Origin of the sequence: Microcoleus sp. Pol7_A1 (genome assembly GCF_036701085.1) — a bacterium.
Taxonomy (GTDB): Bacteria; Cyanobacteriota; Cyanobacteriia; order Cyanobacteriales; family Microcoleaceae; genus Microcoleus; species Microcoleus asticus.
On record NZ_JAUBQD010000011.1, the window covers coordinates 59796 to 86279 of the forward strand.

At 48.1% G+C, this 26484-nt stretch carries 23 protein-coding genes and 1 tRNA gene; 12 read left to right on the forward strand and 12 right to left on the reverse strand.

All coding sequences use genetic code 11. The annotated features are described in order from the left end of the window. Nucleotides 1–79: 79 nt before the first annotated feature. Entirely contained in the window at nt 80–1786 is a 1707-nt protein-coding gene (locus QUA20_RS09215) for an NAD(P)/FAD-dependent oxidoreductase (RefSeq protein ID WP_333187946.1), read from the forward strand. A gap of 176 nt (nt 1787–1962) precedes the next feature. On the opposite strand, the gene QUA20_RS09220 is transcribed toward QUA20_RS09215, so the two are convergent. From QUA20_RS09220 to QUA20_RS09235, 4 genes are all read right to left on the reverse strand, one after another. After that, a tRNA-Asn gene (locus QUA20_RS09220) sits at nt 1963–2034 on the reverse strand. A gap of 107 nt (nt 2035–2141) precedes the next feature. Next, complete coding sequence (locus QUA20_RS09225; protein ID WP_333187949.1) at nt 2142–2696, reverse strand: NYN domain-containing protein; 555 nt, start codon at nt 2694–2696, stop codon at nt 2142–2144. A 180-nt stretch (nt 2697–2876) separates the two neighbouring features. Beyond that, a complete protein-coding gene (murI, locus tag QUA20_RS09230) occupies nt 2877–3716 on the reverse strand; it encodes a glutamate racemase (RefSeq protein ID WP_333187951.1) in 840 nt (279 codons plus the stop codon). Nucleotides 3717–3839: 123 nt separating this feature from the next. Next, complete coding sequence (locus QUA20_RS09235; protein WP_333187954.1) at nt 3840–5702, reverse strand: N-acetylmuramoyl-L-alanine amidase; 1863 nt, start codon at nt 5700–5702, stop codon at nt 3840–3842. A 98-nt stretch (nt 5703–5800) separates the two neighbouring features. On the opposite strand from QUA20_RS09235, the gene QUA20_RS09240 reads away from it, so the two are divergent. After that, nucleotides 5801–5968, forward strand: a complete 168-nt coding sequence (locus tag QUA20_RS09240; protein ID WP_333187956.1) for a hypothetical protein — start codon at nt 5801–5803, stop codon at nt 5966–5968. Nucleotides 5969–6187: 219 nt separating this feature from the next. Here QUA20_RS09240 and QUA20_RS09245 read toward each other — a convergent pair whose 3' ends face one another. Next, a complete protein-coding gene (locus QUA20_RS09245) occupies nt 6188–6562 on the reverse strand; it encodes a hypothetical protein (protein ID WP_333187958.1) in 375 nt (124 codons plus the stop codon). Nucleotides 6563–7007: 445 nt separating this feature from the next. Next, nucleotides 7008–8030 carry an alpha/beta fold hydrolase gene (locus tag QUA20_RS09250; protein WP_333187959.1) on the reverse strand — a complete coding sequence of 341 codons (1023 nt, stop codon included), beginning with the start codon at nt 8028–8030 and terminating at the stop codon, nt 7008–7010. Between the two features lie 416 nt (nt 8031–8446). Here QUA20_RS09250 and infC point away from each other — a divergent pair, with 416 nt between their 5' ends. The 4 genes from infC (at nt 8447) to QUA20_RS09270 (ending at nt 12926) form a co-directional block, all read left to right on the forward strand. Continuing rightward, nucleotides 8447–8983, forward strand: a complete 537-nt coding sequence (gene infC / locus QUA20_RS09255) for a translation initiation factor IF-3 (RefSeq protein ID WP_006635262.1) — start codon at nt 8447–8449, stop codon at nt 8981–8983. 264 nt (nt 8984–9247) lie between these two features. After that, nucleotides 9248–12292: a HEAT repeat domain-containing protein gene (locus tag QUA20_RS09260; RefSeq protein WP_333187962.1), complete on the forward strand. Its 3045-nt coding sequence runs from the start codon at nt 9248–9250 to the stop codon at nt 12290–12292. Next, the gene (locus QUA20_RS09265; protein WP_333187964.1) at nt 12273–12434 is read left to right on the forward strand and encodes a hypothetical protein; all 162 of its coding nucleotides are present in this window, start codon (nt 12273–12275) and stop codon (nt 12432–12434) included. The genes QUA20_RS09260 and QUA20_RS09265 overlap by 20 nt, the downstream gene beginning before the upstream one ends. Before the next feature lie 15 nt (nt 12435–12449). Then, the gene (locus QUA20_RS09270; protein ID WP_333187967.1) at nt 12450–12926 is read left to right on the forward strand and encodes a Crp/Fnr family transcriptional regulator; all 477 of its coding nucleotides are present in this window, start codon (nt 12450–12452) and stop codon (nt 12924–12926) included. 240 nt (nt 12927–13166) lie between these two features. Here QUA20_RS09270 and QUA20_RS09275 read toward each other — a convergent pair whose 3' ends face one another. Then, entirely contained in the window at nt 13167–13511 is a 345-nt protein-coding gene (locus QUA20_RS09275; RefSeq protein ID WP_172191739.1) for a DUF4870 domain-containing protein, read from the reverse strand. A gap of 102 nt (nt 13512–13613) precedes the next feature. Between QUA20_RS09275 and prfC the strand changes: the two genes are divergently transcribed. Next, nucleotides 13614–15242, forward strand: coding sequence for a peptide chain release factor 3 (gene prfC / locus QUA20_RS09280; protein WP_333187971.1), 1629 nt, complete (start codon nt 13614–13616; stop codon nt 15240–15242). Nucleotides 15243–15330: 88 nt separating this feature from the next. Here prfC and QUA20_RS09285 read toward each other — a convergent pair whose 3' ends face one another. Beyond that, complete coding sequence (locus QUA20_RS09285) at nt 15331–15657, reverse strand: type II toxin-antitoxin system RelE/ParE family toxin (RefSeq protein WP_333187974.1); 327 nt, start codon at nt 15655–15657, stop codon at nt 15331–15333. Beyond that, nucleotides 15654–15917, reverse strand: coding sequence for a type II toxin-antitoxin system Phd/YefM family antitoxin (locus QUA20_RS09290; protein ID WP_015177371.1), 264 nt, complete (start codon nt 15915–15917; stop codon nt 15654–15656). Before QUA20_RS09290 ends, QUA20_RS09285 begins: the two co-directional genes overlap by 4 nt. A 383-nt stretch (nt 15918–16300) precedes the next feature. Between QUA20_RS09290 and QUA20_RS09295 the strand changes: the two genes are divergently transcribed. Beyond that, on the forward strand, nt 16301–16573 hold the full coding sequence (locus tag QUA20_RS09295) for a hypothetical protein (RefSeq protein WP_333187976.1): 273 nt from the start codon (nt 16301–16303) through the stop codon (nt 16571–16573). A 225-nt stretch (nt 16574–16798) separates the two neighbouring features. Here the strand turns inward: QUA20_RS09295 and QUA20_RS09300 are convergent, their stop codons facing one another. After that, nucleotides 16799–19753: a hypothetical protein gene (locus QUA20_RS09300; RefSeq protein WP_333187979.1), complete on the reverse strand. Its 2955-nt coding sequence runs from the start codon at nt 19751–19753 to the stop codon at nt 16799–16801. A gap of 170 nt (nt 19754–19923) precedes the next feature. On the opposite strand from QUA20_RS09300, the gene QUA20_RS09305 reads away from it, so the two are divergent. The 3 genes from QUA20_RS09305 (at nt 19924) to QUA20_RS09315 (ending at nt 24130) form a co-directional block, all read left to right on the forward strand. Further along, on the forward strand, nt 19924–20046 hold the full coding sequence (locus tag QUA20_RS09305; protein WP_333187981.1) for a hypothetical protein: 123 nt from the start codon (nt 19924–19926) through the stop codon (nt 20044–20046). Between the two features lie 70 nt (nt 20047–20116). Next, the gene (locus QUA20_RS09310) at nt 20117–22603 is read left to right on the forward strand and encodes a zinc metalloprotease HtpX (RefSeq protein ID WP_333187984.1); all 2487 of its coding nucleotides are present in this window, start codon (nt 20117–20119) and stop codon (nt 22601–22603) included. A gap of 972 nt (nt 22604–23575) precedes the next feature. Continuing rightward, nucleotides 23576–24130 (forward strand): RNA-binding protein, encoded by a 555-nt coding sequence (locus tag QUA20_RS09315; RefSeq protein ID WP_333187987.1) that lies wholly within the window; start codon nt 23576–23578, stop codon nt 24128–24130. Nucleotides 24131–24492: 362 nt separating this feature from the next. Here the strand turns inward: QUA20_RS09315 and QUA20_RS09320 are convergent, their stop codons facing one another. Together QUA20_RS09320 and QUA20_RS09325 are read right to left on the reverse strand one after the other, a co-directional pair. Beyond that, the gene (locus tag QUA20_RS09320) at nt 24493–25500 is read right to left on the reverse strand and encodes a tellurite resistance TerB family protein (RefSeq protein ID WP_333187990.1); all 1008 of its coding nucleotides are present in this window, start codon (nt 25498–25500) and stop codon (nt 24493–24495) included. Between the two features lie 164 nt (nt 25501–25664). Next, nucleotides 25665–25961, reverse strand: a complete 297-nt coding sequence (locus tag QUA20_RS09325; protein WP_333187993.1) for a CHAT domain-containing protein — start codon at nt 25959–25961, stop codon at nt 25665–25667. 114 nt (nt 25962–26075) lie between these two features. On the opposite strand from QUA20_RS09325, the gene QUA20_RS09330 reads away from it, so the two are divergent. Next, nucleotides 26076–26381 (forward strand): hypothetical protein, encoded by a 306-nt coding sequence (locus QUA20_RS09330; RefSeq protein ID WP_333187995.1) that lies wholly within the window; start codon nt 26076–26078, stop codon nt 26379–26381. Nucleotides 26382–26484 lie beyond the last annotated feature (103 nt).

The following is a 26484-nucleotide window of genomic DNA, read 5'->3' on the forward strand; positions in this document are numbered from 1 at the left end:
CCTCGCTTATTCCGAGGCTGAATTGTTAGACATTTGTCTCGTCAATGCCCAAATTCACCATCTACTATCCCTATTTGATATGAGCCATTACGACGTTGTTATTGTGGGCGGCGGCCCCGCTGGTACCACTGCTGGAACTCTGCTCAAGAAATACAATCCCAATCTGAGCGTGCTCATACTAGAAAAAGAAAAATTCCCTCGCGAGCACGTTGGAGAAAGCCAACTACCTCAAATTAGCGATGTGCTTCAAGAAATGGGATGCTGGGATAAAGTAGAAGCCGCCGACTTCCCGATTAAGATTGGTGGAATCTATCGCTGGGGAACAGATCCACAGCCTTGGGATTTTAATTTCATTAAGCCTGAACAGTTTAAAGATGAACAGCGCCCTGCTAAATTTGAGGGACAGAGACGGCAAACTGCTTTCCAGGTCGATCGAGCAAAATATGACGAAATTTTGCTGCGCCACGCGGAAGAAATGGGATGCTTGGTAAGAGAAGAAACTGCGGTTGTTAAAGTAGATACAGAGGGCGATCGGATTACGGCTTTGCACGTGCGATCGCAAGAACAAATAACCGCCCGCTACTACATCGACGCATCCGGTCACATTGGGGTGCTGCGGCGAGCTTTGGGCGTCAAGACACACAGCCCGACGCGGCTGCAAAATATAGCTATCTGGGACTATTGGACAAACGCTGAATGGTCAGATAAAATTGGCGTTGGCGGCACCCGGATACAGGTAATGAGTTTGAGTCACGGGTGGCTTTGGTTCATTCCCTTGGGCCCAACTCGCACCAGTATCGGCTTCGTTTGCCCTGCGGAACATTATAAGTCACTGAAAAAGCGACCAGAGGATATCTATACCGAAGCCCTAAATAGCGAACCTCGCATCAACAAGTTAATCGCTAATGCTACCAGTACGGGAAAGATTGAAACTACAAAAGATTGGTCATTTTTGGCTGATAAAACAGTAGGAGAAAATTGGTTTTTGGTAGGTGAAACTGCTGGTTTTGCTGACCCGATTTTATCGGCGGGCATGACTTTAGCTCACACGGGTGCCCGTGAATTGGCTTACACAATTTTGGACTTAGAGCAGGAGAAACACGACGGCAACTGGCTGAAAACTCAGTATGACAAAAATCAACGGAGCCGAGTTGAACAGCATATTCGCTTCGCTGATTATTGGTACGCTGCTAACGGTCAATTCACTGATTTACAAGAACATTCAAGGGAAATTGCGCGGGATGCTGGTTTGAATTTAAGCCCGGAAAAAGCTTTCCGGTGGTTAGCTCAAGGTGGATTTACGAATGATATTTTGGGTCAAGCGGTGATTGCTGGATTTGATTTGGGTTGTATGAAACAGGTGATGCAGCGCTTTTCAAAGGAGGAGGTTCCTTGGCTACTTTCGGCGTACAACGTGTTTCAGTTAGACCTAGTGGAGGCTGATGTTGAATTTGTAGCTGTTTATAATGCTGGTGAAATTAACAAGATCAAGTGTTATGTTAAGAACGGTCAGCGGTTGCCTGTTACCGGTTTTTATGGTTTGCTGATTGACATTTTGAGCCGCACTCAGTACATTGAACAAATTTATCGGCAGCTTGTACAGGTTTTTGGGGAGCGTTTTTCTGTGCAACACGCTCGAGTAGCTCTTCATCAAGCCCTTGGTTGTTTGGAGGTGATGGTTGGTTCTGGTATTGTCAAGGCGATATTAAACCCGGAGTTGTCTAAGTTGAATATTTCCATACCTATGGAAGGTGAGTTAATTCACACTCACAGCGATGCGATTTAAGGCGCTAAGTAATTGAGCAATATTGAGTGAGGAGACGGCAATGCCGTTTCCTTACTACAAAACATCGATCGCACTCGCAATGGATGTAACCATCGCCGGATTAATTAATGAACAATATCGATGTGAAAATGCTAAAAATCTGAAGCTGGAAACTTCCAACTTCAGACTTTTACTAACTCCCCGGGTAGGATTTGAACCTACGACCAATCGGTTAACAGCCGACCGCTCTGCCACTGAGCTACCGAGGATTGGGGGTTTTTGTTACCCACATTTACTAACAATAGCTGAACTTACTGGATTTGGCAAGGCCTTTGATAAACTTTTTTTTTGTTATACAGCAAGGGGGTTTCGGCAGCTAATGCAGCCCCATTCTCAACTTGGCGAGGCGCTGCTGGGATTCTGGATCGAGGGAACTGGCGAGAAAGCGGCTGGAATTGTGTTTGCGGGATTTGTGCTGGCGCTCGCTGCGGCGGGCTGTGGATTCTACATCAGCCGCTAGTTGTTCGGCAGACATCCATTCGGCACCGTAGCCTACTACGGTCAATTGCTGCGCTCGGTCTGAGGTGGCGACAATCATGCGGCCTTTGCCTTTGACCGATCGCAACTCGTAGCGCAAACTAGCACAAGATTTTTCAATATAAGTATCTGCTGTCTGACCGAAGTCAGTGTAGTGCACCGATAAATTTTTAGTAATAATTTCTTTAACGCTGGGAGTATCTCGATAGTGGGCATCAAACACCAGTCTGGCCTCAAAATCTTGAACAGCGCTGTAGTTAACTAAAACCTCTATTAACTCGCGGCGAGCTGTTTCGAGTTCGTCGCGATCGCGCTTCTCTCGGAGTCGAGGCCAAAGTCCAATTATGTTATAGCCGTCTACAAGTAAAACTGCTTGCGATACATAGGGTGACATGGTTCAAGGCTGAAGAGATCCAGCACGTATAGGACATTATTTGCATTGTTCATCAAAGCTTTTGTTCAATAATATTACCTATTGATGTGTAATTGCTAGGTTACATCGCAATAATTAAACCCCCCAGAACCAGCTTTACCTGAGTTTTGGGGGGTTAGATTAACCTATAAATTTTCCGGCTTATTCGCCCGATTCCAGCGATACGGGCGATCGTACAACTGTCGGCAGGGATATTTTCTCAACAGCCGGAGTACAACCGAGCCACTGAACCGACAACTCCGCAAACTGCTGCGGGGGGCCGCTCACGCAAAAACGAGTTGGCAGCGCAGTACCAGGATTCCGCAGCCCTAAAAGCTCCAACTCTCTGGCAGCAGCAGCCACCACCCGCACCGCAGGATCGATCGACGTCACCCCAGCAGGCAAAAGCGAGCGTAGCACAGGAGCCAACAGCGGATAATGAGTGCAGCCGTAAATCAGCGTATCGATGCGCTGCTGAATCAAAGGAGCCAAATATTCCCGAGCCACCTCACAAGTGTAAGGGTCGTAAATCCGGTTTTGCTCCACCAGCGGCACAAAAGCCGGACAGCTAACCTGCCACACCAGGCAAGAATCGTCCATCTCCAAAATCGCATTTCGATAAGCATTGCTAGCAGCCGTAGCAGGAGTTGCGATGACTCCGATCCGCTTTCCTTGTTGCACCGCAGCCTGCGCCCCCGGCAGAATTACTCCCAGCACCGGAATATCAAACTCAGCCTGCACCATCTCCATCGCCAAAGCAGAACTGGTGTTGCAGGCCATAATCACCATTTTCACATCCTGTTCCACCAGCCAAGCCATAATTTCGCGGACAAACTGCACAATTTCCGACGCGGCACGAGTGCCGTAAGGCAGCCTCGCCGTATCTCCAAAATAAAGTATCGATTCGTTGGGCAATTGTCGGTACAACTGGGTCAAAACAGTCAAACCGCCCACGCCACTGTCAAAAATACCGATTCTTTGTTGTCCAGAGTCTGTTGTCATTTGTTAATTGTCAATAGTCGGTTGTCAATAGTCAGCAGGCATCAGCCATCAGTCATCAGCCATCAGTCATTAGGGAAAATTACCAATTACCAATTACCAATCCCGAATCCCTCCGGCAATATATTATCTTTGTTGAAGATAAAGTAAAATGCCGCGAGCGATCGAAGCCGCCATTTGACTGCGGTAAGCTGGGTCAGAAAGCCTAGCAGCATCCTCAGCACCCGTTACAAAACCCACCTCCAGCAAAACAGAAGGCATAGAAGTCTTCCTCAAAACATAAAATCTCGCCTGCCGCACCCGGCGGTCAGTCGCCCCCGTCCCCTGCAAAATACTGCCGTGAATCACCCGGGCCAAATCTTGCCCGTTCTCGAAATAATAAGTCTCAATCCCGCTAATATCCGGCCGACTCATATTAATCGCATTAGCGTGAATGCTCACAAACAAACTAGCATTCACCCGTTCTGCCAAGGAAACTCTCGGTTCCAGGTCGATTTCGCTGTCGTCAGTCCGAGTCATCACCGCCTGCACCCCCTGCTGTTCCAGCAGCCTCGCCACCTGAAACGAGATATCCAAAACAATCTCCTTCTCCTGAATGCCCTGAATCCCCACTGCCCCGGGATCGCGGCCGCCGTGGCCGGGATCGATCGCTACCACGGCGCGGCGATTAGAAGCTTGCGGCAAATCGCCGGTGCCGAAAGTCCTTCTCGGCAAAGGCTGGGGGCTGGGAGTGCGAGTCAAAGGCTGCTGCGCGCTAGCATTCGATCGCAACTGCAAAGACAGCAACTGCGGACTCGGCCGCGTCACCCTGCCTACCTCTACCCCCGATCGCGGCTGCACCCAGATCACCACAGTCTCCGTATCTTCTTGGCTGGCACTAAACGATACAGGACTGTTGGCATCGAGCTGAGGAATTTGCCCCGCCAGAGAACTAGAAGCGATCCTGATCCAGTAAGCTCTCGACCCCTGGTCCCACCCGCTGGTATAGGAGACTTGGCGGTCAGTTCTCACCACCAGTTGCGTGCCGTTACTAGCTAAATCAATTGACTGAACTCTCGCTAAATTTCCTTGAGCTTGTCTTGCTGGAGGAGCTACAGTCAGGCTGCGGGAAACCGAGGGCTGTCTTACACTTGCAGGCAATAGCACAACCCCGCCCAAATTGCTCGCAGACGCCTGCCACTGAGTATTAGGACTCTTCATCCGCAAAGTCACGCGGGTAACGGGCGGGTCTGTTGGCAGTTGTCGCACTTCAATCTTGTCAACCCCGTGCTTGCCGTTCGTTTGAGGCTGTTGGCTGCTCAGGCCCGGAGCTAAAGTAGCTCCTTCAATATCGAGGGTGGCGATGTCCCCGGCCCGACTTTGTTGAAAATTAATTTGGGGGCTGCCGCCCGCAGTGCCGACTAAAAAACCGTCCGCCGTCACCTGAACGTTCTGAACTACAGTCGCCTCGGCCGACTGGGCTTGGGGTGCTGAAGGTTGAACCGATAACCTTTCTCCCCCAGGCTCTGAAATCGGGTTTCTATCTCCTCCCCGCACCGGCGTTGGCAAATCCACTGTCCACTCGCTCGCAGAAATCCCCCGGAATTTTACTTGCTCCGGGTCTAGAGTAAACCCGTCTCTGATCTCGACCACAATTCTGGTCGTATCGCTGTCAAACTGCCCTACCCGCACCGATTCGATCGCCCCTGAGAGCGGTTTGCTGACCGAGGGACGGCCCAGACTCGTCCCCGGTAAGTCAATCACCAACCGCGTCGGGTTGAAAATCAGTTGAGCCTTGGGTTGTACTCCCCCGTCTGTTGTAATGTAGAGCCGGTTCTCTGAAGCTTCAAACCGCCAAGATTGCAGTCTAGCTGCTTCGGCGGCCCCGGCGAGCAAAAATACACTTAAGAAACTCGGTAGTAGCCAGTGGAATTTCACGACAGTTTTTTCCTCGTTTGCGTTACTGCCAAAAGCTGGTAGGGCGCTGCTTGTTCGATCGGCTTTCAGCATTTAGCCGCCAGCAGACCGGGGGCGATAGGCCGTCAGTTGTTGGCTAAATTGACTTTTTTATGCGTTAACAGGCTCCGAAATGCCAGATTCTGGCATTTTTGAACTTTCCCGTATACTTGGGGGCGATCGGTTATAAGGTGACTGAAAGATTGCTGGTACAAGGGAAGGTATTTATTTTAGGAAGAAGAAACAAGGAGTCTCTTGAAGCTAGAAGGTACAAGTTAGAAGGTAGAATTTTACGGATTTTCCAGGGAGGGGTTTCATAGCTCTTTAATATTGGCGAAGCTCGTTACAGCAAGGGTTATAATCCGCTTTACATTTGCGTTTTATTCTAACTTTTCATAAAGCACCCCAACAACTTAACAACCTATCTCGGGAACAATCCGGATTTCCAAGATTAATTCGACTTTTGAGGGCAGTCAAAGTTAGTCCCAGACCAAATGGCATATCCTTTTGGACAAGCCTTGTTGCTGAGACTTTGACAGTCAAGTACAACTACATAGCGCCCCTTCTCTCTTTTTTTCTTGAATGTTTAGAGTCAGGGATTTTCGGTGCTGCTTGAAACTTCGTTGGGCGATCGCGACTAGGCCCGCCAAGGTGAAACTATGATAGCTAGTCCATGCTGTCAGCAGTAACCGGAGAGTGTTGTGTATTACTTTGGCGGGCAATGCTTTGTCATTAACACTCTTTTTGAGTGCACGATGGACAGCCAGAGCTTTGGTTCGTTGAGGGGGGAAAAAGTTTTGACGGTAGATATAGTTATCGCAGTTGTAAAGTTTTTTGGACAGCAAAAACAATAGATCGGCTTCTGGATAAAACCTGTCTTTTGGTTTGACGATCTGCCTTTCGACTAACTGCATGGCTTATATATATACTACCAGTTAGAGAAGATACACTATCTTGGCGATTGTGTCAATCTCTGAATTTATGAAAAAAGCTACCCTAAAATAAAGTAGATAAATGACTTCACAAAAAGACGGAAACTTGCTTTCCCAAAGGATTTGCCTCAAGCAAAAAGGTTGTTGAGGTTAGTTCAAGCCTCCATGAGCGACCCTAAAGTCAATCTCAAATCTACTGACTCTCCAGTGAGGGAAGTTTTGTAATATAGCAACCACACCTGACGGTTAGGACGTTCTTAATTGCTCAAACATAAAAGGCCGATTGCAACTTCGGTCTTCCTTCTTCCTTCAACATCTGCTATACCATACCACCGAGTGCGATCGAGTTCTAACCACTTTATTTTTGAGCGGGATAGATACTCGCAAGTTATTTTTGTCCGTTAGGAACGCACCGCCCCCTGTCTAATCAACATCGCTGCAATTCGCTCTCGCCCATAGGTGCAAAATTCCCGCTCATCCAGTTCAAAATTGCTTGATTTACTTGTTCCGGGCATTCATCCTGGGGACAGTGGCCCGCATTATCTAATTCAACTAGCTCTACATAATTGGGATTGCATTCGACAAATTGGTGGGGTCGGGCAAACCGAGGGGGAATCATCCGGTCTTGTTTGCCCCAAATCAACAGCATCGGGATTCTTAAATTTCGCATTACAGTCTTGACACTGGGGCAAAATTGTGAACTGCCTACAGCTTTAAATAAAGCGCAGAAGGCGCGGGCTGCTCCCCGATCGCCCGCAGGCCCTGCTAGAATTTCCACTAATTCGTCGGTAACAGCTTCGGGGTTGGAGTAGGCAAAGCCAACCCAGCGGCGGACAAAGGAAGGCTTGCGGGCAAAATAAAACAAAGGCCTGAGCAAGAGCGGAGAAACAAACAAACTTTCCACAGCTTCGATCGCCGGGAGCAGCCATCCAGGCACCGCCTCGGCTCGCACAGAGGGGTCTGGGAGGCTAATCATCACCGTGCCGGCCACCATGTCCGGGTGAGCCGCCGCTGCGGCCAAACAAATCAGCGAGCCGATCGAGTTTCCTGCCAAGACAACCGGCTCTCTGATAAAAGTCAGCCAAAAATCATAAACTTGATCGACCCACAAAGACACAGAGTAGTCGATCGGAGCTTTTTGCGAAGCGCCAAAGCCCAACAAATCCAAGGCGTAAACCGTTTGGTTTTCGGCGAGTTGGGCGAGATTTTGTCGCCAGTGACCGATAGAAGCTCCAAACCCGTGCAGTAAAATAATCGGCGTTCCCGAGGCGCGCGGGGCAATTCCCCCGGCCGCAGAATCTTGAGATTCGATCGCGTCTTGATTTCGCCCCAAAGCCGGTCGCAAATAAGTGTAGCGAGTTTGCCAGCCCCGCCACATCCAGTCTCGTTGAGTTCCCACCCGTTGGTGCCACAGCAGAGAATTTGCCAATTTTGCCTCAGATCGCAACATAAATTTACACTTGCTTATACCTCATTCTACAAGGGAAATCCGGCGACTTGGGGGACTGGCCAGACCGGGCGAGATGGGGTAAAAAAGCCGTTTTACCTCATCATTAACCTTTTACCCTGAATTTTTGACCGTTTTGTCATCAATCGGGCAACCGGGCGGCCGATCGTGTGTGAAGTTAAAATAAAACTAGACAGAAACTCAGCCAGACTGAGTAGAATAGCAAGTATTGTAAGAATTCATTTACGATCGTCCAAATATTCCCCAACGCTTTAGCGGAGGGGACACAGGGCGCGGTAGTACGTCCGCTAAGGGTAAAACCTTACAAAACAGTTCGATCGTCCAAGTGAAATATGGACTGTTCAAACCTGTAACTATCAAGAAGCTTCGCTATTAAACTACTGCTTGTAAAACCATTCATGCCTGTGATTGAAAGAAGACAAAATCGCAACCTACCCCAGATCAACGAAAACATTCGATACCCCAAAATCCGGGTGATCGATACCGACGGCGCGCAACTAGGGATCTTGACGCCCGCAGAAGCGCTGCGCCTGGCAGAGGAAAAAGAACTGGATCTCGTACTTGTCAGCGACAAAGCTGACCCGCCCGTATGCCGGGTCATGGACTATGGGAAGTACAAATTCGAGCAGGAAAAGAAAGCGCGAGAAGCAAAGCGGAAGCAGCACACTGCCGACGTGAAGGAAGTGAAGATGCGCTACAAAATTGAAGAACACGACTACCAAGTGCGCCTCAAACTAGCAGACCGCTTTATCAAATCGGGGGACAAAGTAAAAGCCACGATTATGTTCAGAGGTCGGGAAATCCAACACAGCAACCTAGCAGAGGACTTGCTCAAACGCATGGCCACAGATTTGCAGGAAATAGCAGAAGTGCAGCAAGCCCCGAAAAAAGAAGGACGCAGTATGATGATGCTGCTGTCGCCGAAGAAAGTATAAATAGATAGTCATTAGTCATCAGTCAATAGTAATAGACTGGTGACAACAGACTAATGACCCCGCCCAAAAACGGCTAGAAGTGTCCGACTGCTGTCGTGGAGGGCCAAAAATTTTAGACCCGAGTTCGCTCTTTCAGATTCGTCTGTGGAGTAAATCTAAAATCTAAAATCTAAAATCTAAAATTGACCGACTGGCGATCGCTCTGCTGGATGCCGGAACTCGGTGACACGCTACCACAAATCGGGATATCAACGCACGAGAAGCATGGAAAATTTTCAAATCAGCGCTTGGGCGGGAGCAGGACAAAAAGTGCTGCGCTCGCTCAACCTGCGATCGGAAGAAGTAGAGCGAACCGTACTGATGTTCCTCGTCTACACTCTAACCTCCGTCGGGCTGATCTGGCTGGAACTGAGCACGGTAGGTCTGTTCCTAGACGAGTACGGTGCCGACAAAATGCCTTATATCTACATAGCCAGCGCCTTTATCGGTTCGGGCCTGGGATTTGTCTACTCGTGGCTGCAAAAAATCCTGCCGCTAAGGCGCACCGTCGTAGTGGTTCTGGGAATGATGTCGGTACCGCTATTTTTGTTTCGATTCGGCATCGGCTACGAAAATACTAAGATAGCTGGAATAAGCATTGCTTTTATTACTATTTTTTTGATGTGGTTGTGGGTGGAAGCTTGCTATGTCCTGAACGACCTTAACACTTCCATCACCTCCAACCAACTGTTTAATATTAGAGAAATCAAGCGCACCTATCCCCTAGTCAGCAGCGGCTATCTAGTGGCTGGAGTAGTCAGCGGATTTTCTCTGCCTGTTTTGCTGCACGTAGTCGGACTAAAAAACGTTACCCTCATATCGGGGTTGATGGTGGCGGCAGGCTCCCTGTTGCTGTACTACCTCACGGAAAAATACTATCAAGCATTTCCAGAAACAGCTCACTGGACAGATGACGATGAAGACGACGACCAACAAGAATTTACCGCTCGCAAAGTTACAGGCCCGCTGCAAAAATACGCCGTACCTCTAGTCAGTTTCTTCGTCCTCGCAGAAGTCCTCTATGTCCTGGTAGATTTCCAATTCTACAGCCAGCTAGAATACCAAAACCCGGGGGACGGAGCTAGCTGGATCGCTAGCTTCCTGGGCATTTACGAAGGCATACAAGGCCTGTTTCAAGTGGCGACTCAGTGGTTCGCATCCAGTCGCTTGGTAGAAAGAATCGGTGTATTTGTGACGGCGGTGATTTTGCCGGCGGGTATCGCGATACTCGGGGTGCTGACCATAGGAGCATCCCTGGGCCAGCTAGTATCTGTGTTCATCGGACTGATATTGCTGAGATTTTTAGACGAACTGCTGCACTACACGCTGCTGGAAACCGTTAGCCCGGTTTTATTCCAACCAATTCCCGACAATATTCGATCGGGCATTCAAACTCTGGTCAACGGTGTGGGCGAACCTTTGTCCTGCGGAGTTACAGGAGTTGGCATCCTGATTATGCTGTGGGTGACAGACAAGATACTCCCCCGCCAAGACGAAAAGGCATTTCACGACCAGCAAAGCTTGATATTTATTGGCGCGATCGTGGTGTTGGCGCTAGTGTGGGTGTTTGTGGTATGGCTGATCCGCTCTCAATACGTGGGTTTGTTGGTCAAAAGTGCGGAACGGGGGCGCTTGGGCGTCACAGACGTTGACCTCAAAGCTCTGAAGCGCGCAGTGGTGGAAACTCTACAAAAGCCGGGGGGCGAAGATGAAAAGCGCTCTTGCATAGAACTCCTGACGCAAATTGACCCCAAAAATGTCGGAGAAGTTCTGGCTCCCATCCTCGATTCGCTGTCCCCAGGTTTGCAGCGCCAGAGCTTGGAAACGATGCTGCAACACCCGAACCCGGCATATTTAGAATCTGTCCGCGCACTATCGCGGCAATCCTTGCCGCCGGAGGTGCTGGCCTTGGCTTTGCGCTACATCTGGCTGACGGAAGCTGAACCGAATATTGACAGCTTGCGGCCTTACTTGCAGCCGACCGTCGATCCGGTGGTGCGGGGTACGGCGGCTGCTTTAATTATGAGAAGGGGCGATCGCCAGCAAAAGGCAGAGGCTACTAACACGCTGCGCCAAATGCTGACGCACAAACAAGAGCGGGAACGTGTTATGGGGACGCGGGCTCTGGGAGAAGCTGATTATTTGCAAGGATTGCGCCTGCACATCCCCAATCTGTTGCAAGATGAATCTCTGCGAGTGCGCTGCGCTCTGTTAGACGTGATTTCGTCTACTCATTCGGAAGAATATTATCCTTCGCTGCTGCGCGGACTCGGTTACAAATCGACTCGGGAAGCAGCTTTGCAGGCTATAGTCAAACTTCACAACGACGCGATTCCTTTGCTGGTGTATTTGGCTGAGGACATCCACAAGTCGGATTTGGTCAGGTTGCAAGCTTGGACGGCTCTGGGTCAAATTGGGACTCCGGAGGCGATCGACATTTTGGTCAGCAATTTGATGACGGCTTGGGGAACTACCAGGCGCAACATCCTCCGCATTCTGTTGAAAATGCCTTCGGAAGCGGGGATAGAAGGCGCTCTAGACCGCATCGGCCGCAGCGGCTTGGAAACTCTCATCGAACAGGAGTTAATGTTTATCGGTCAAATTTATGCAGGCCTGGTAGATTTGTCTGGGGTAACAACCTACGGCAATTTCTCCGATCGGGATGCCAACAGCACCGGAGCACCTGGGAACGATACGGCTCAATTGTTGCAGCGGGCTCTGGCGGGGTTGGAAGCTGATGCTAAGGAGCGGTGTTTTTTGCTGATGAAGTTTCTTTATCCGCTGGACACAGTACAGGCCGCTGCTTTCAACCTCGCTTCCGGCCAACCTTCTTTGGTTGCTAGGGGATTGGAAATTCTCGACAATACTGTGGATATAGCTAGGAAGCGATCGCTGATCAATTTGTTGGATCAGCACTCGGAAAGAGAAAAATTGAGCAATCTCTCCGAATTGATGGTTTACAAACCTCTAGCCCCTAGCGATCGCTTGCGTCGCTTGCTAGAATTGCGCCACTTCCTTTCGGATTGGGCTTTGGCGTGCTGCTTTCACTTGGCGAGGGAAGCGCGCTGGAGCCTTACCGCTCAACAAACTCTTGTCTGTCTGCAACACCCGACGGGTTTTGTCCGCGAAGCAGTGTTAGCCTATTTGAAAATAGCCTCGCCGCGGGCTTTGGTCGAATTGTTGCCGAGGCTGCAAAACGATCCCGATAATTTGGTATCCGCTCAAGTTGAAGAGATGATGGCCGAGTTGGGTGCTGGGGGAAAAAGGTAAAGAAGGAAGAAGGAAGAAGGAAGAAGGAAGAAGGAAGAAGGAAGAGGGAAGAGGGAATAAAAAGAAACAATGCCCAATGCCCAATGCCCAATGCCCAATGCCCAATTCCCAATTCCTCTTCCTTTGTTTAAATTTAAATTAATCACTGCATCGCATTATGTTAACCAGCGTCGAACGCCTATTGTTTGTCAGGGAGGTTCCGATTTTTAAGGAACTGCGGGATGATTTTCTCGTGCGTCTAGCATCGGTAATGGATGAACTTTCGTTTCCTTCCAAGCACAGGATTTTTACTGAAGGACAAGAAGGTCGATCGCTCTATATTTTGGTATCGGGAACGGTGCGAGTGCATATAGGCGATCGGGATTTGGCACAGTTAAAAGCCGGGGCTTGTTTCGGGGAAATGTCGCTGTTTGATGCAGAACCTCGATCGGCTTCTATTTCTACTCTCGAACAATCCGAGTGTTTGATGCTGACTCAAATGCAGCTCTACGATGCGATTGATGAAACGCCGGGAATTGCTGTGAATATTATTCGCTTGCTGTCGCGCCGGATTCGCGAGTTGAATCAAAAGTTGAATGCTAAAGAGGCAGTTATGCCGCCTGCAGAGGTTGCGAGAGTTGCTGAAATTCGATGAAAGTTGGGAATTGGGAATCGGGAATTGGGAATTGGGAATTGGGCTTTTATAACATTGGGCTTTTATAGCATTGGGAATTGGGAATTGGGAATTGGGAATTGGGCATAGTTTCTTTTTATTCCCTCTTCCTTCTTCCTTCTTCCTTCTTCCTTCTTCCTTCTGTTATAAAACAATTAAAAACCCGGTTTCTTCTTGAAGAAATCGGGTTGTTGAAATCGATAGTGAAGTGCGATTTGCTGTCTAAACTATTCGGAAAATAAAAGGGTAGCGGTAAGCTTGGTTAGGATTTTGCAAAACGTGGAGGATAGCCATTATTGTCAGTCCCCAGTGCAGAAGATAACCTATTGGCACTAGGATAAAGCCAGCAAGACCAAAAGTGACGACAGTTAACACCACAATCACGGTGCTGTACAGCCATACATTAAGGTGAAAATTGATCGCTTCTGTGGCATTTTCTTTGACAACGGGGTCATCTGATACTAACAATACAGCGATCGGCGCTCCGATCGAGAACACTAAGGTACTGAAAAAAATCGCCCCGTGGCACACCAGTGATAGCAGCTTCCGCTTGTCGGAGTCGTACATATTACTTTTCTTCCTTGACTTTAGTGATAATTTTACCTTTAATAGCCACTGTAGCACAGGCTATAATGACGATCGGGTGATGATTCCCCTACCTAATTTGTAATGACAACTGAACTCGAAACTGAACTGCTAACTGCTGTTGAGCGCCGGCGCAACTTTGCTATTATTTCCCACCCCGACGCGGGGAAAACTACTTTGACAGAAAAGCTGCTGCTTTACGGAGGTGCAATTCACGAAGCAGGTTCTGTGAAAGCGCGGCGGGCTCAGCGACACGCTACCTCTGACTGGATGGCGATGGAACAGCAGCGGGGAATTTCTATTACTTCTACTGTTTTGCAGTTTGAGTATCAAAATTATCACATTAATCTGCTCGATACTCCGGGACACCAAGATTTTAGCGAAGATACTTATCGAACTCTGGCGGCGGCTGACAATGCGGTGATGCTGGAGGATGCTGCTAAGGGTTTGGAACCGCAAACTCGGAAGTTATTTGAAGTTTGTAAGCTGCGAAGTTTGCCTATTTTTACTTTCTTTAATAAGCTCGATCGCCCTAGCAGAGAACCTTTGGATTTGTTGGACGAAATTGAGAAGGAATTGGGGTTGCAGACTTATCCGGTAAATTGGCCCATAGGTACGGGCGATCGCTTTAAAGGTGTTTTCGATCGCAGAGGGCGCAAAATTCACTTATTTGAGCGCAGTAAACACGGTTCTCGGGCTGCTGTCGATACCGTCATCGAATTGGGCGACCCGCGGATTGAAGATTTGTTAGAACAAGACCTTTACTATCAGCTCAAAGAAGAGTTGGAACTGCTGGATGAGTTAGGAACTGAACTCGATTTAGATTTAGTTCGGGCTGGAAAAATGACGCCTGTTTTCTTTGGCAGCGCTATGAGCAATTTTGGGGTGGAACTGTTTTTAGATGCGTTTTTAGATTACGCAATGAAGCCGATCGCCCGCAAGAGCAGCGCCGGAGACTTGCCGCCAACTTATGAAGACTTTACCGGGTTTGTGTTTAAATTGCAAGCGAATATGGACCCAAGACACCGCGATCGGGTGGCGTTTATTCGGGTTTGTACGGGCAAGTTTGAAAAGGACATGAACGTGACTCACGCCCGCAGCGGTAAAACGGTGCGTTTGTCAAGACCTCAAAAGTTATTTGCTCAGGATCGCGAGTCGATCGAGGTTGCGTATCCGGGGGACGTGATCGGTTTGAACAATCCGGGGGTATTTGCGATCGGCGATACTATTTACACCGGCCAAAAACTAGAATATGAAGGAATTCCCTGTTTTTCTCCCGAACTTTTTGCTTTTTTGAGAAATCCCAATCCTTCTAAGTTTAAGCAGTTCCGCAAAGGCGTTTCGGAGTTGCAGGAAGAAGGCGCAGTGCAAATTATGTACTCGGTTGATGAGTCGAAACGCGAGCCAATTTTGGCGGCTGTCGGACAGTTGCAATTTGAAGTTGTGCAGTTCAGAATGCAGTCGGAATATAATGTGGAAACGACGATCGATATGTTGCCTTACAGTGTAGCTCGTTGGGTTGACGGCGGTTGGGATGCGCTGGAAAAAGTTGGGCGGCTGTTTAATACGGTGACGGTGAAAGATACTTGGGGAAGGCCGGTTTTGCTGTTTAGAAATGAGTGGAATTGCCGACAGGTGGAAGGGGAACATCCTGTGTTGAAGTTAAATGCGATCGCCCCTGTGGTGTCTGGTTTGGCTGTTAGCGAGGAGTGAGATTACCGCAGGCAAAGGACACAACACTGTTGTGTCCATACAAATGATATTTATTCGGCTTAAATACGCCGGATATAAGAAGTTACAATCACGGATCTAACAGTTTTTCTAAGATGGTGTAAATGTCTTTTTTGTCACCATCTTTACGTCTCCCTAGTCCCACGACAACAACTAGAACTCGATCTTGTTCGACTTGATAAACTATACGATAGCGCTGTCCAACAGCTCGGATGCTGCGAAATCCTGATAGGTTATCTACAAGGGCTTTGCCTTGCTTTTGTGGTTCAAATTTTAGTTGATCAATGCGATCGCGCAATTTTTCCTGTTCTCGTCGATCTTTGACTGCCTCCAACATTTCCAGTGCCAGTGGCGTAAGCTGGATCTCATATTCGATCGCATTTTCTCCGTGATTCATAGTCCCAATTTTGCTTTGGCATTTTCCCAGGAAATAGTTTCCCCTTGGCGTGCTTGGGTGATGCTTTGGCGCAATTTGGCAACGAATTCTGTATCGGTGAGAATATCTAAGGTTTCTAACAGTTCAGTCAAATGCGTGTAGCTCATTGCAGCCATAACGGGAACGCCATCTTGAGTGATGATGATAGGCTCATTGATAAGTTCTTGGGGTAGGTTTGGAAGCTGCTGCTGTGCTTGGGCAATGGTGAGTCGTTTGGACATGGTTGTACTAAAGCAACATTACTTTTAATTTAGCATTTCGGCCCAACTAACTGGTTTCCAGCCGCTGACGCTGGTAACGAGTAAATCCAAAATCCAAAATCTAAAATCCAAAATCGATTGACGGCGGCCCCCATCTGCGGCTACGCTTTGAAGTGAGAGGTTGCTTGCTTGTAGAGGAGGCAGCCCGCGTCGCCCAAAAATCTAGTTGCACTGCCCAAAGCTGCGCGAACAGCAATGGACAGCTAACCGCCAAACTGGGACTAGCAGTCTGGAGGCTAACGGAGTATCTTAACATCCTCTGTAGCCGCCCTGCTATGTGTTGAACTGCGGGGCGGCTGGGTTTTTGGGTTTTTCTAGAAAACCCAAAACCAGGAGAACATATTATGTCACAGGAATTCTTGCCTGACGACAACAAATTCGATCGCCCAAATGACGACTCAGCAGCAGTATGCGAACAGGAAGTGGTGCTGTTAACGGTTGTAGGTTCGCCCAAAGGTGTCAGGGAAACCATACTCACTTTGTATCGGCTGGGATTTGCAGAAGTGGGCGATTGGAGTCCCCCACAGCGTGCAGCGAATCCGAAGCAGGTGATGAGCGTGCTGATCCGTCGTTCGCGATCGGCTGATGGTACATCGCCGAGAAAATCTGGGCGGTAAGCTGCAAGGTTAAATAGCTAAATTCGAGGGCGGGCTTTTAACGCTAAGCCCTGAGTCCGGCAGGGGTTTCAACCCCTGCCTCAAAGCTAAAGTCCTCGCTATGAGGACTAATGAATTCTTCTGTCCTCGACCGAGGACTTTTGCTAAAAGCCCCGTGGAATTCATTCCCTGGCGGCATTTCGGTTTAAGTTAACTGGACACGTCCTCCTTTTTAATGCCGCGTCTTTACTCCTTGCGATCGAGGTAACGGCTGACAGTATCGTCACCCAAATTATTGAGAAATTCTTGCAGCACATCGCGGCCACTGCGAACAGAATCGCGATTAGGAGCAATGGCTAAAGAGCGATCGAACATTTCCAGCGCCTCTTGCCAATTCTTGAGTGCTTCCTGTCTCTCAGATAATTTTTCTTGCAAATCACCCAGACATCGCAGCGCATTCCCTTTGTTGGTGAGAGCCGCGATATCATCCGGTGCAATAAGTAACACAGAATTATAGGCAGCCCTCGCCTCAAAGTAAGACTGCTTTGCCGCCTCAAATTCACTTAGCTGTGCTTGCAATTCACCCAGACCTCGCAGCGCATTCCCTTTGTTGTTGAGAACGCCGATATCATCCGGTGCAATAAGTAAAACAGAATTCAAGGCAGCGATTGCCTCAAAGTAAGACTGTTTTGCCCCCTCAAATTCACTTAGCTTTGCTTGCAATTCACCCAGACTTAACAGCGCCTTACCTTTGTTGTTGGGAGCACAGATATCATCCGGTGCAATAAGTAAAGAAGAATTACAGGCAGCGATCGCATCAAAGTAAGACTGTTTTGCCGCCTCAAATTCACTTAGCTGTGCTTGTAATTCACCCAGACCTCGCAGCGCATTCCCTTTGTTGTTGAGAACACAGATAGCATCCGGTGCAATAAGTAAAGCAGAATTCAAGGCAGCGATCGCATCAAAGTAAGACTGTTTTGCCGCCTCAAATTCACTTAGCCGTGCTTGCAAATCACCCAGACCTCGCAGCGCATTCCCTTTGTTGTTGAGAGCATTGATATAATCTGGTGCAATAAGTAAAGCAGCATTATAGGCAGCGATCGCCTCTGAGTAAGAAAGTTTTGCCGCCTCAAATTCACTTAGCTTTGCCTGTAAATTACCCAGACATTTCAGCGCAATCCCTTTGTTCTTGAAAACGTCGATATCATCCGGTACAATAAGTAAAGCAGCATTATAGGCAGCGATCGCATCAAAGTAAGACTGTGTTGCCGCCTCAAATTCACTTAGCTTTGCTTGCAAATCACCCAGACTTTGCAGCGCATTCCCTTTGTTGTTGAGAGCATTGATATCATCCGGTGCAATAAGTAAAGCAGAATTCAAGGCTGCAACTGCCTCTAAATATTCCTGTCTTGCTTCTACATATCGAGCCAACCAAGCATAGTAATTTCCCTCCGATCGCGAAACTCTACCAAGCCAATAATCACTTTTAATCCACAACTCATCTCTAACTTCCAGCAGCGCCTCGCATTCCTTATAGCGACTCTTTCTCAAAGCTTCATCAAACACCTCTTTCCATTCTTCTACACCCCGCTGCCAATCCAAGCGATTAGCATGAAAAATTGCCTCCGCCGCATTCCCCACTTCTCGGTAATGCTGCTCTAAAAAATCATGAGCTTTGCGAGTTTTCGGATTATCCCGGTCGGCATCCAAACGCCGCAATAAATCGTGAATCCGATACCAATTATCCCCCCGCTTCTGCGATTTCCACACAAAGGAAAAACCCGTCAACATCTCAAAATTTGCACTGCTTGCCTGGAAGTGGCAACCAGCTCCCAATTTCACGTACAAATCCTCATCAAAAGCGTGGCAAGCACTCAGCGAATGCACGGCCGAGCGCACTTCGCGATCGACATAACTCAGCAACCGATCCGTTAATTCCGCAGTCTTGTTTTCCAACTTCGGAATCCGCGCAAAATCCGACGACAGCAACTCAATTCCCCGCCTTCTTTCTGCCAGCACCGCATCCGCGCACAAACCCAAATAAAACGGATGTACCTGCAAATTCTCCCAATTATCATCGGGATTGACGCTGGCATATTTAATTACAGCATCTGCCAAATCTGCCTTGTCAATCTTCACTTTGTGCAAGTAATCCCTCGCATCATCCGGCGACAAATGCCACACCAATTGTGCATCTATATAATCTGCGGGAATCGGAAACCTTGACGCATTCGGCCACCGCAATTGCGTCACCGGACACTCTCGCCCCGCCACAACAACTACAATCCCCAATTTGTAATCCAATGCCCTCAACAACCGCCGAAACCACTCATCTTGATACCAAAAAGTTGCGCCTTGAGAATTGCGTTTTTCATCCCACATTTTCTCGTGAGTATCAAACAGCATCACGAGGCGATCGGGTTTATTTTTGCCAGCCATTGTCGCATTCAAATCCCCAGCAAACAATTTCGGCAAATAGTCGGTTAACTCAGTATCAATATCTAGACGGCGAATTTCCTCCGCCTTTTCATCGCTGACGCCCAAGCGATTTTGAATTAATTTCATCGCCCGCTTAATCCCGCCCAATTTATCTATCCCTTTGAGCACCGCTACAGCTTGCGCCACCACCGGAAAATCTGCAAAAGTTTCAATTATAGGTACCACCAATTCCGCCACATCATCGGGGAAAAGTTGGTTAAGAGTTGCCTGTGATTCGCCTTTGTTCAGCAAATACCAAAAGCAAGCAAAGTCATAATTTGGAAATTTAAATTTATATTTCTTAGTGGCTGCTGCCAGATTTCGGCGCAGCATCAGCAAGCCGTAAAATCTATCTTGCGGTTTATCTTCTTTAATCGGTATCAATCCGAAATCGTGTCTGACTGCGGGGATGGGAGTGTAGGTTTTAGCTGCTGCATAGCGGACGGAATTAGCAACTTCGGCGACTTGCGATTCTGGGAGTTCGCGCCATTGTTGCCACACATTCGGTGCAAATCTTTTACAGCAGTGAAACTCCAAGTGTTTGAGCAGCAAGGACTTGCCGTTGCCTCCAGCCCCGAAAAAATACAAAATTTGTTCCGGAGGCGGGTCTTCGTTTAAATAAAAGGCAAATCGGCGGGTAAATTCGTGTCTGTCGGTGAAGAGTTGGAGTTTGCGATCGTCCCCGATCGATTCGCTTTCAAAATCTTCGTCGTCAATTGGCATAAGTGTGCAGGTGAGGTGTTAATTTAATTATAAGCAAAAATTAGATTGGCTCGGTGATTGAAATCTCGTCTCCACAAACTCTCGTTCCTCTCTAAGAGACTAAGAGATCGAGGAAGTATTTAACCCGGATTTAGCATAAATCTTCAGTCCTCATAGCGAGGACTTTAGCTTTGAGGGAGGGGTTTAAACTCCTGCTCGATCGCAACGATCGCCCGCTGGGAGTTGCCGAAAGTTTGACTATTAAGCGGTTTCAAGCGCCGAATGAACTGCAACAATTGGTGACAGAGAAATAGAGCTGTGTTAAAACCGTAATCGATCGACCAGCAAAGCTATCTTAGAAAGGACGCTAGCGAAAGCACAGTCATGGCACATCCCACTAATCCAAATCCGGCGGATTCATCTGCAAAACAGTCTCTAGAGGCTGGGCTAGCAGCTTTGAAACAGCAGGATTACCCCACCGCGATCGCCCTTTTAGAATCCGTTACCCAAACCGCAGCTAATGGGCCGTCGGGAATCCGCGCGCAGATGGGGTTAGTGGCTGCGTACAAAGCAACCGGTAATGTCAAAAAGGCGATCGCCCTGTGCTCTTCCCTCGCCAAAAGTCCCAACTCTCAAGTCAAAACTTGGGCCGATCGCGCTTTAACAGAATTAACCCCCCCTCGCCCCCCAAAACCACCGGCAAATAAACCAAAATCCGCAGAAACTCCCCCCGAAACAGGCTTTGTCGCCTTTGATGCCGGAACAAAATCGCCGAAAAAAACGCCAGGGGGCGATCGACCGACCGCAGATAAAAAAACAGGATTTTTACCTTTAGAGCCGACTGCCGCGCCTGGAAACGCCAAATCGCAACATATTTCCCCGCCACCTCCACCCCCCACAGGCCAGACTTCTGAACCAGAAAACTCGACAGAAACTGCACCGGATACCGCAGAAATTAGCGGCGAAAATAGTTCCGCTTCCCCAACAGATATTCCCGGAGTCGCCAGCCCAGATACTTACCAACTCACTTGGCGCGAAGCAGGGCGCGCGAAAAGCCCGCGCCCGCTCAAACCGCTGAAGTTGCTGGAGTTTCGGCTGCAAGCCGTTGCAAGTGCGATCGCCCTATTTTTTCTAGCCCGGTTTGTGCTGCAATTCCTGCTGACAAACACTAATTCTCTGTTGGTTCAGCTTTACATATTCACTAGACTGCCTATTTTCGCGCCGATTCAGCTTTTTTACCGCGATCCAACTCCCTTTGTTCAGATGGTTTTTGGATTGCTTTTGGCTTCGTCTCCCTGGCTGATAGACGCGCTGCTGAAACTGTTTTGCGGCATCGAAACCCTGCGCGGGTCGGTTTTATCGAAGCACAGCAAAGAAGCTAGTCGGGTACTGCGAAGTTATTGTACGAAGCAAAATATGCCGGTGCCGGTGCTGAAACTCTTGCCGCTGAATGTTCCTGTAGCTTTCAGTTACGGCTGTTTGCCCCGTTTTGCTCGGATTGCTGTGAGTCGGGGGCTGTTGGAACAGTTGACGGATGATGAAATTGCTACTATTTTCGCGCGGGAGTTGGGCCATATCTCTCACTGGGATTTTGCGCCGATGTCCCTGGCGCTGCTGGTGATTCAAATTCCTTACTTGATTTATTGGCAGGTGGCGCACTGGCAAGAGCGGTTGTGCGATCTAATGACGATCGAGTTTTTGCGCTCTGCTGTCAAATTTGTGGCCGCTGCAATTTCTGCTATTAGTTACGGGATTTATAAGTTGTTGCGCTGGCCGATGTTGTGGGTGTCGCGCCGCAGAGTGTATTTTAGCGATCGAACTGCTGCGGAAATTACGGGCAATCCTAACGGTTTGACGCGGGCACTCGGTAAAATTGCGATCGGCATTGCTGATAATATCGAGCAGCAAAAACAAACTAGCTTTTTCCTCGAAAGTTTCGATCTATTGTTACCTGTAGGCGTTGGGCAAGCTGTAACCCTTGGTTCTGCTGCATTTCACGCGCCGCTGGAACAGATTTTGCAGTGGGATGTCAGCAATCGGGAGCGCAACTGGTTGACGGTTAACAGCGCGCATCCTTTGCTGGGAGAGCGTTTCAAGCTGTTGGCCCTTTATGCTCAATTCTGGAAACTGGAGACAGAGTTAGATTTGGCAAACGCGGGAGTGCCAGAACAACCCAGGAAAGGAAAATTGTCTCTGTTTAAGTCAATAGTCGAATTTAAAGACTCAAAATTATTTTTACAGGGTGCGCCGTTTTTTGGGATTCCGATGAGTTTGGCGATAGTCGGGGTGCTTTGGCTGATTGGGGGGATTTTTTCGAGGACGAGTTTTTGGCAGTTGGATTGGCTTTGGGGCGATCGATCGATTATTTGGGGCTGTTTGCCGATCGGATTTAGCATCGGTACTTTGATGCGGATCAATTATTTCTTCCCGGACATTACACCGCGAGAAACCGCTTCGCCGAGTTTGCCGGAAATTTTGTCAAATCCGGAGAGTTTGCCGCTGGATGCTGAACCGGTGCGGCTGGAAGGCCAACTTTTGGGTCGATCGGGTATAGATAATTGGCTGGGACAAGATTTGATTTTGCAGACGGCGACCGGTTTGGTGAGGTTGCATTATGTTTCGAGGTTTGGCTACATTGGCTCTTTGTGGCCATTTTTGTTCAAAGAGACTACTCGCCCCAGCGATTTGATCGGAACATCTGTTGTGGCGACTGGTTGGCTGCGCCGGGGTGCTACTGTGGCGATCGACCTCGAAAGTCTCCGCAGTCAAGGAGGGAAAGTTAGTGACAGCGGACATCCGATTTGGTCTGCGATTTTGGCTTTTGCTGCTGCTTTGTGGGGCGCATACATCATTATCCAGGGCCCAAGGTGAGGAATAGCGATCGGATTGCCGCGCGAGTCGCGAACAACGTGCAGGCTCGATCGGTTTTGAGTTAAACAGCGGATGGGCGATGTTCTCGGTGCTGGTGGCGCAGTCTACCCGATGTTCTCGGTGCGCGGTGGACACCCTACACTCTTGTTCCTCGTTCATTTGTAAAGAAAAGTTGCTTTTTTACCAGCAATCTGTTACGTTAGTTTACACAAACAGGATTGAACCCAATAGCGCAATAACTTCAGTTGGCTAAAACCTCTTAAGGCATTGCGTAAAAATTGTCAACATCCCAACACAGCAAGTACAGCCAGCCGCTTGTCGGCTGTTTTTTTTCGACAGCTATTTTTGCTGTGCGGGATGAATTCTCAAAAGTGATTCAGATGTGGTTTCCGTTAAATTCAGACTGAAATCTTCCTAAATAACTAGCTCTGTTACCAAGGCTGTGATACCTTTAAAGAATGCTCGGACTCTGCCGGGCCTGATTTAAGGGATAGCGGGTAAGTGAGTAGTTCTCAGCATTAGGAGCGAGATTAGGAACGAGGTAAGATTACTGGCTGAAAAAATGTTAGCTATTTTATCCATCACTGTATTAAACTGAATACTGGCATTCCGATCGCTGGCAATTGACACATCCTTGGACATAAATTTCTACACGGCCCTGGCTATAAACATTCTGAATCAAAACCGGAAGCAAGTAATACAGAATAGCCAATAGCCTCAACATTTGAGTGATGACTAAAAGTTTACACAACAACCTGAGATTTAAAAGCTCTCTGCATCGGCGGTTAATTTCCTGCCTTATCAGAGTAAATCATCTTTTTGTTCTAAAAGGTGGGGGGATTAGTCAAGGTTGGTGGGAGGAATGTGCAAATTCTCCGGTTATGTGGTTTTTCCCTGAAGTCAATATTCAGTTGACTTCAGGGAATTCTGTTCGAGCAAATTAATTAAAATCCAAGTCTGGAGGAATTTTTCATGTCTATTCGTCTTTATGTTGGCAATCTACCGAAGGAACTCGATCGCCAAGAATTGCAAGAAGTTTTTGCACCGGAGGGCGAATCTGTTACCACAAAGGTAATTACAGACCGCAAAACTGGAAAATGCAGAGGATTCGGTTTTGTGACGGTGCTAACCGACGAACAAGCCGACCAAGTTATTGAGAAATACAACGGCTTGATGTTCAAAGAAAACCCGCTGAAAATAGAAAAGGCACTGCCCCGCTCTAAGGGTAAATCTGAGAAAGGCGAAGAAGATCAGCAGCAGTCGTCGCCGCAGTCACCGCAGTTGGTGTCGGCGTCGCAGCCTGTGCCTGTGCCTGTGCCACAGCAGCGGGATGCTGCCCCTGCCCAAGGTGGAGGAGGCCCTAGTAAAAGCAATCGCCGTCGGGGTGACAACAACAAGTCTCGTCGCAATCAGTCAGCAGCAGCGGTTCCGAACGCCGATTCCGGCTCGGTGCAGCCAGATCCGCGCTGGGCGAGCGCTCTGGAAGAACTCAAGCAAAGATTGGTGGAAGCTCAGACTACTAATTAGTCGAAAATGGCGGCTAATTGCTGCTGTCTCTCGACTGCGGTTGGCTGAATGTATCTGGAAGTGCGATCGAGAAAGGCTCAAATAAGCCTGTTCTAGATCGCACTATTTTATTGTAAAAAACCTCTAATATCTAGCAGTGCGGTAAAATAACCGCGATCGGGCAAGTAGTGAGGACTTGAGTCCTCAGTTTCATGAGGACTCAAGTCCTCACTAGAAACCAGTTTGATTTTGGTCGATCGACAGGACACGATGTAATATTCTGAGGATGGTTAGCAAAAAAACCCAGTTTCTATGAAAATATGGGGTTGAGTAGCAAGACATCTAGAAAGAAACCGGGTTTTTAGCCCCTAAATAAGTCCTGTTTATGCGAGTGCCGAGAATTCGATAGTCTGAATAAACTCGAAAATCTTGTTCAAAATTCCCTCAACTTCAGACTCAAGGGAACCCAATTCATCCCCCTCCTGATAAATTCGCTGACAGCTTACCGTGTAGCAAAAATCGTCAGCGATAAAAGCCATAAGTCCCCGGTAAGCATCCAGCCGAGTAGCAGGGCGCTGGTTTTTCTGCACGCTCATAGTTGCACCCGCAGGCAAATCAACAACCGCAAAATAAGCTTCTTCATCTTCTAAATATTCCGCGTGAAGTAACTTAGAGTTGGCAATATTAGCAATAATTGCCTGAGAAACAAAATTGTCTAAAAAAGACTTGAGATAAGCTTCCTCGCCAACCGACTCGATTGTTTCTTCCACTTCACCCGCAATAGGGAAATAATCAATTTTCAACAAAACACCAAAGTCGTCAGAAAATGCAACAGAGCCTTCTTCCTCATCAATTCTACCCCCTCGTTGCTCGTCAACTGGAATCGGGACGCTAAAATTGCCTTCAGGAGATACGTACAATTCCCCTTCTACATCAGACTCTTCGACATCTTCTTGAGAGTATGCAACAATTACATCCTCAATAATTTCCGCAGCTTCCTCGTCTTCCACACCTAATGCTTGCTGGAATTCCTGGAGAAAAGCCTCGTGCTTCTGAGCTATTTTTCCATCTGCGACAAACATTGCTGCGGTTATGGCAAAAGTATCCAACACTAACTCATCTGGTAGTGACTCCCAAGCAGCATTAAATAATGCTCCTAAACCCTCTTGGGTAGCAATACCTGAGAGTCTTTGAAACATTGCTGACATATCATCTTCCGAGTATTCAGCAAATATTTCTGATTCCCAAAGTATGCTTTCTAAGATATCAGCATCCGTGTCAGGGGAATTTGCCGAGGCTGCGACAAGTGCTACCGCTGCTAGCGATTCTTCTGGAGTAAAGCTTGCTTCGGATTTGTCTTCTGAATTGAATATTTTATCAAAATTGCCCACTGGTTTTGCTCCACTAGAGTTGAGTTGTCCTCTTCATAGCAAATTTATGACATAAAAAGATAGTAGTCGTCGTTACTCTCCGCGCCGGACACGGCGCTGTGCCGTTTTCCTACAGATATCGCGCCGGACAAGACGCTGTGCCGTTTCTCTACAGATATCGCCTATTACCAAGGACTGCCAATGATTGTGAATCCGGCCCAAAACTTCGGATGAGATAAATCGGAATTTGCTACTTGTGCCGATTGAGTAAGGTCGATCGCGCCTTGAGTTCCCCGCAATTGACCGTTTTTAACTAAAATTTGTTTGTGGATCATTGCCAGTTGAGCTTTTCTGAGCGCTTCAGCTTTAATTGGGGCTGAAGGCAAATTGCCATAAAACTCCGTCATCAGCCCTAAAGTGGCGACATCGTTAAGGCTGTAAGGTCGATCGCCCTTAAATCCTATTGTCGTGGACGCATCCAAACCAAAAAAACCGGGTTTTTTGCCATTTTTGCTCTTAGTCAGCCAAATAACACGACTCCCGCGGCCGCAAATCTCAGCTTACAACCGTCAACAGCAGCGACTAATCCAGGTAGTTTGACAGTAAACTCTGCCAATACTATCCCCGACGATATCTTGTTGAATGGCGGTGCAATTCCCACCATGATGACCTTTAGCGAAACCGATGATGACATCTTCATCTACGACTCTAACAGCTTGTTAACATCTTTAACCAGATATCAACCTCAGCCAATTCTGCCTTTGCAAGCCGCGAGTTTGAGTGGCGCGATCGCTCCTACTGCTAATCCTTCTGGTAAGGAAGCTGATCTCTTACTCAATGCGAATTCTAGTCCCATTCAGCTACCAACAAGTAGCGATTTAAGTGGCACTTCTACCTTGTAGTAATTGTAGGTTTGGTTGAGGGCGAGCGGCTATATAAAAACCCGGTTTCTTAAATAAATCGGGTTTTTTGCAGTTTTTGCGTGTAAGATCGGGTTCGGTCAAG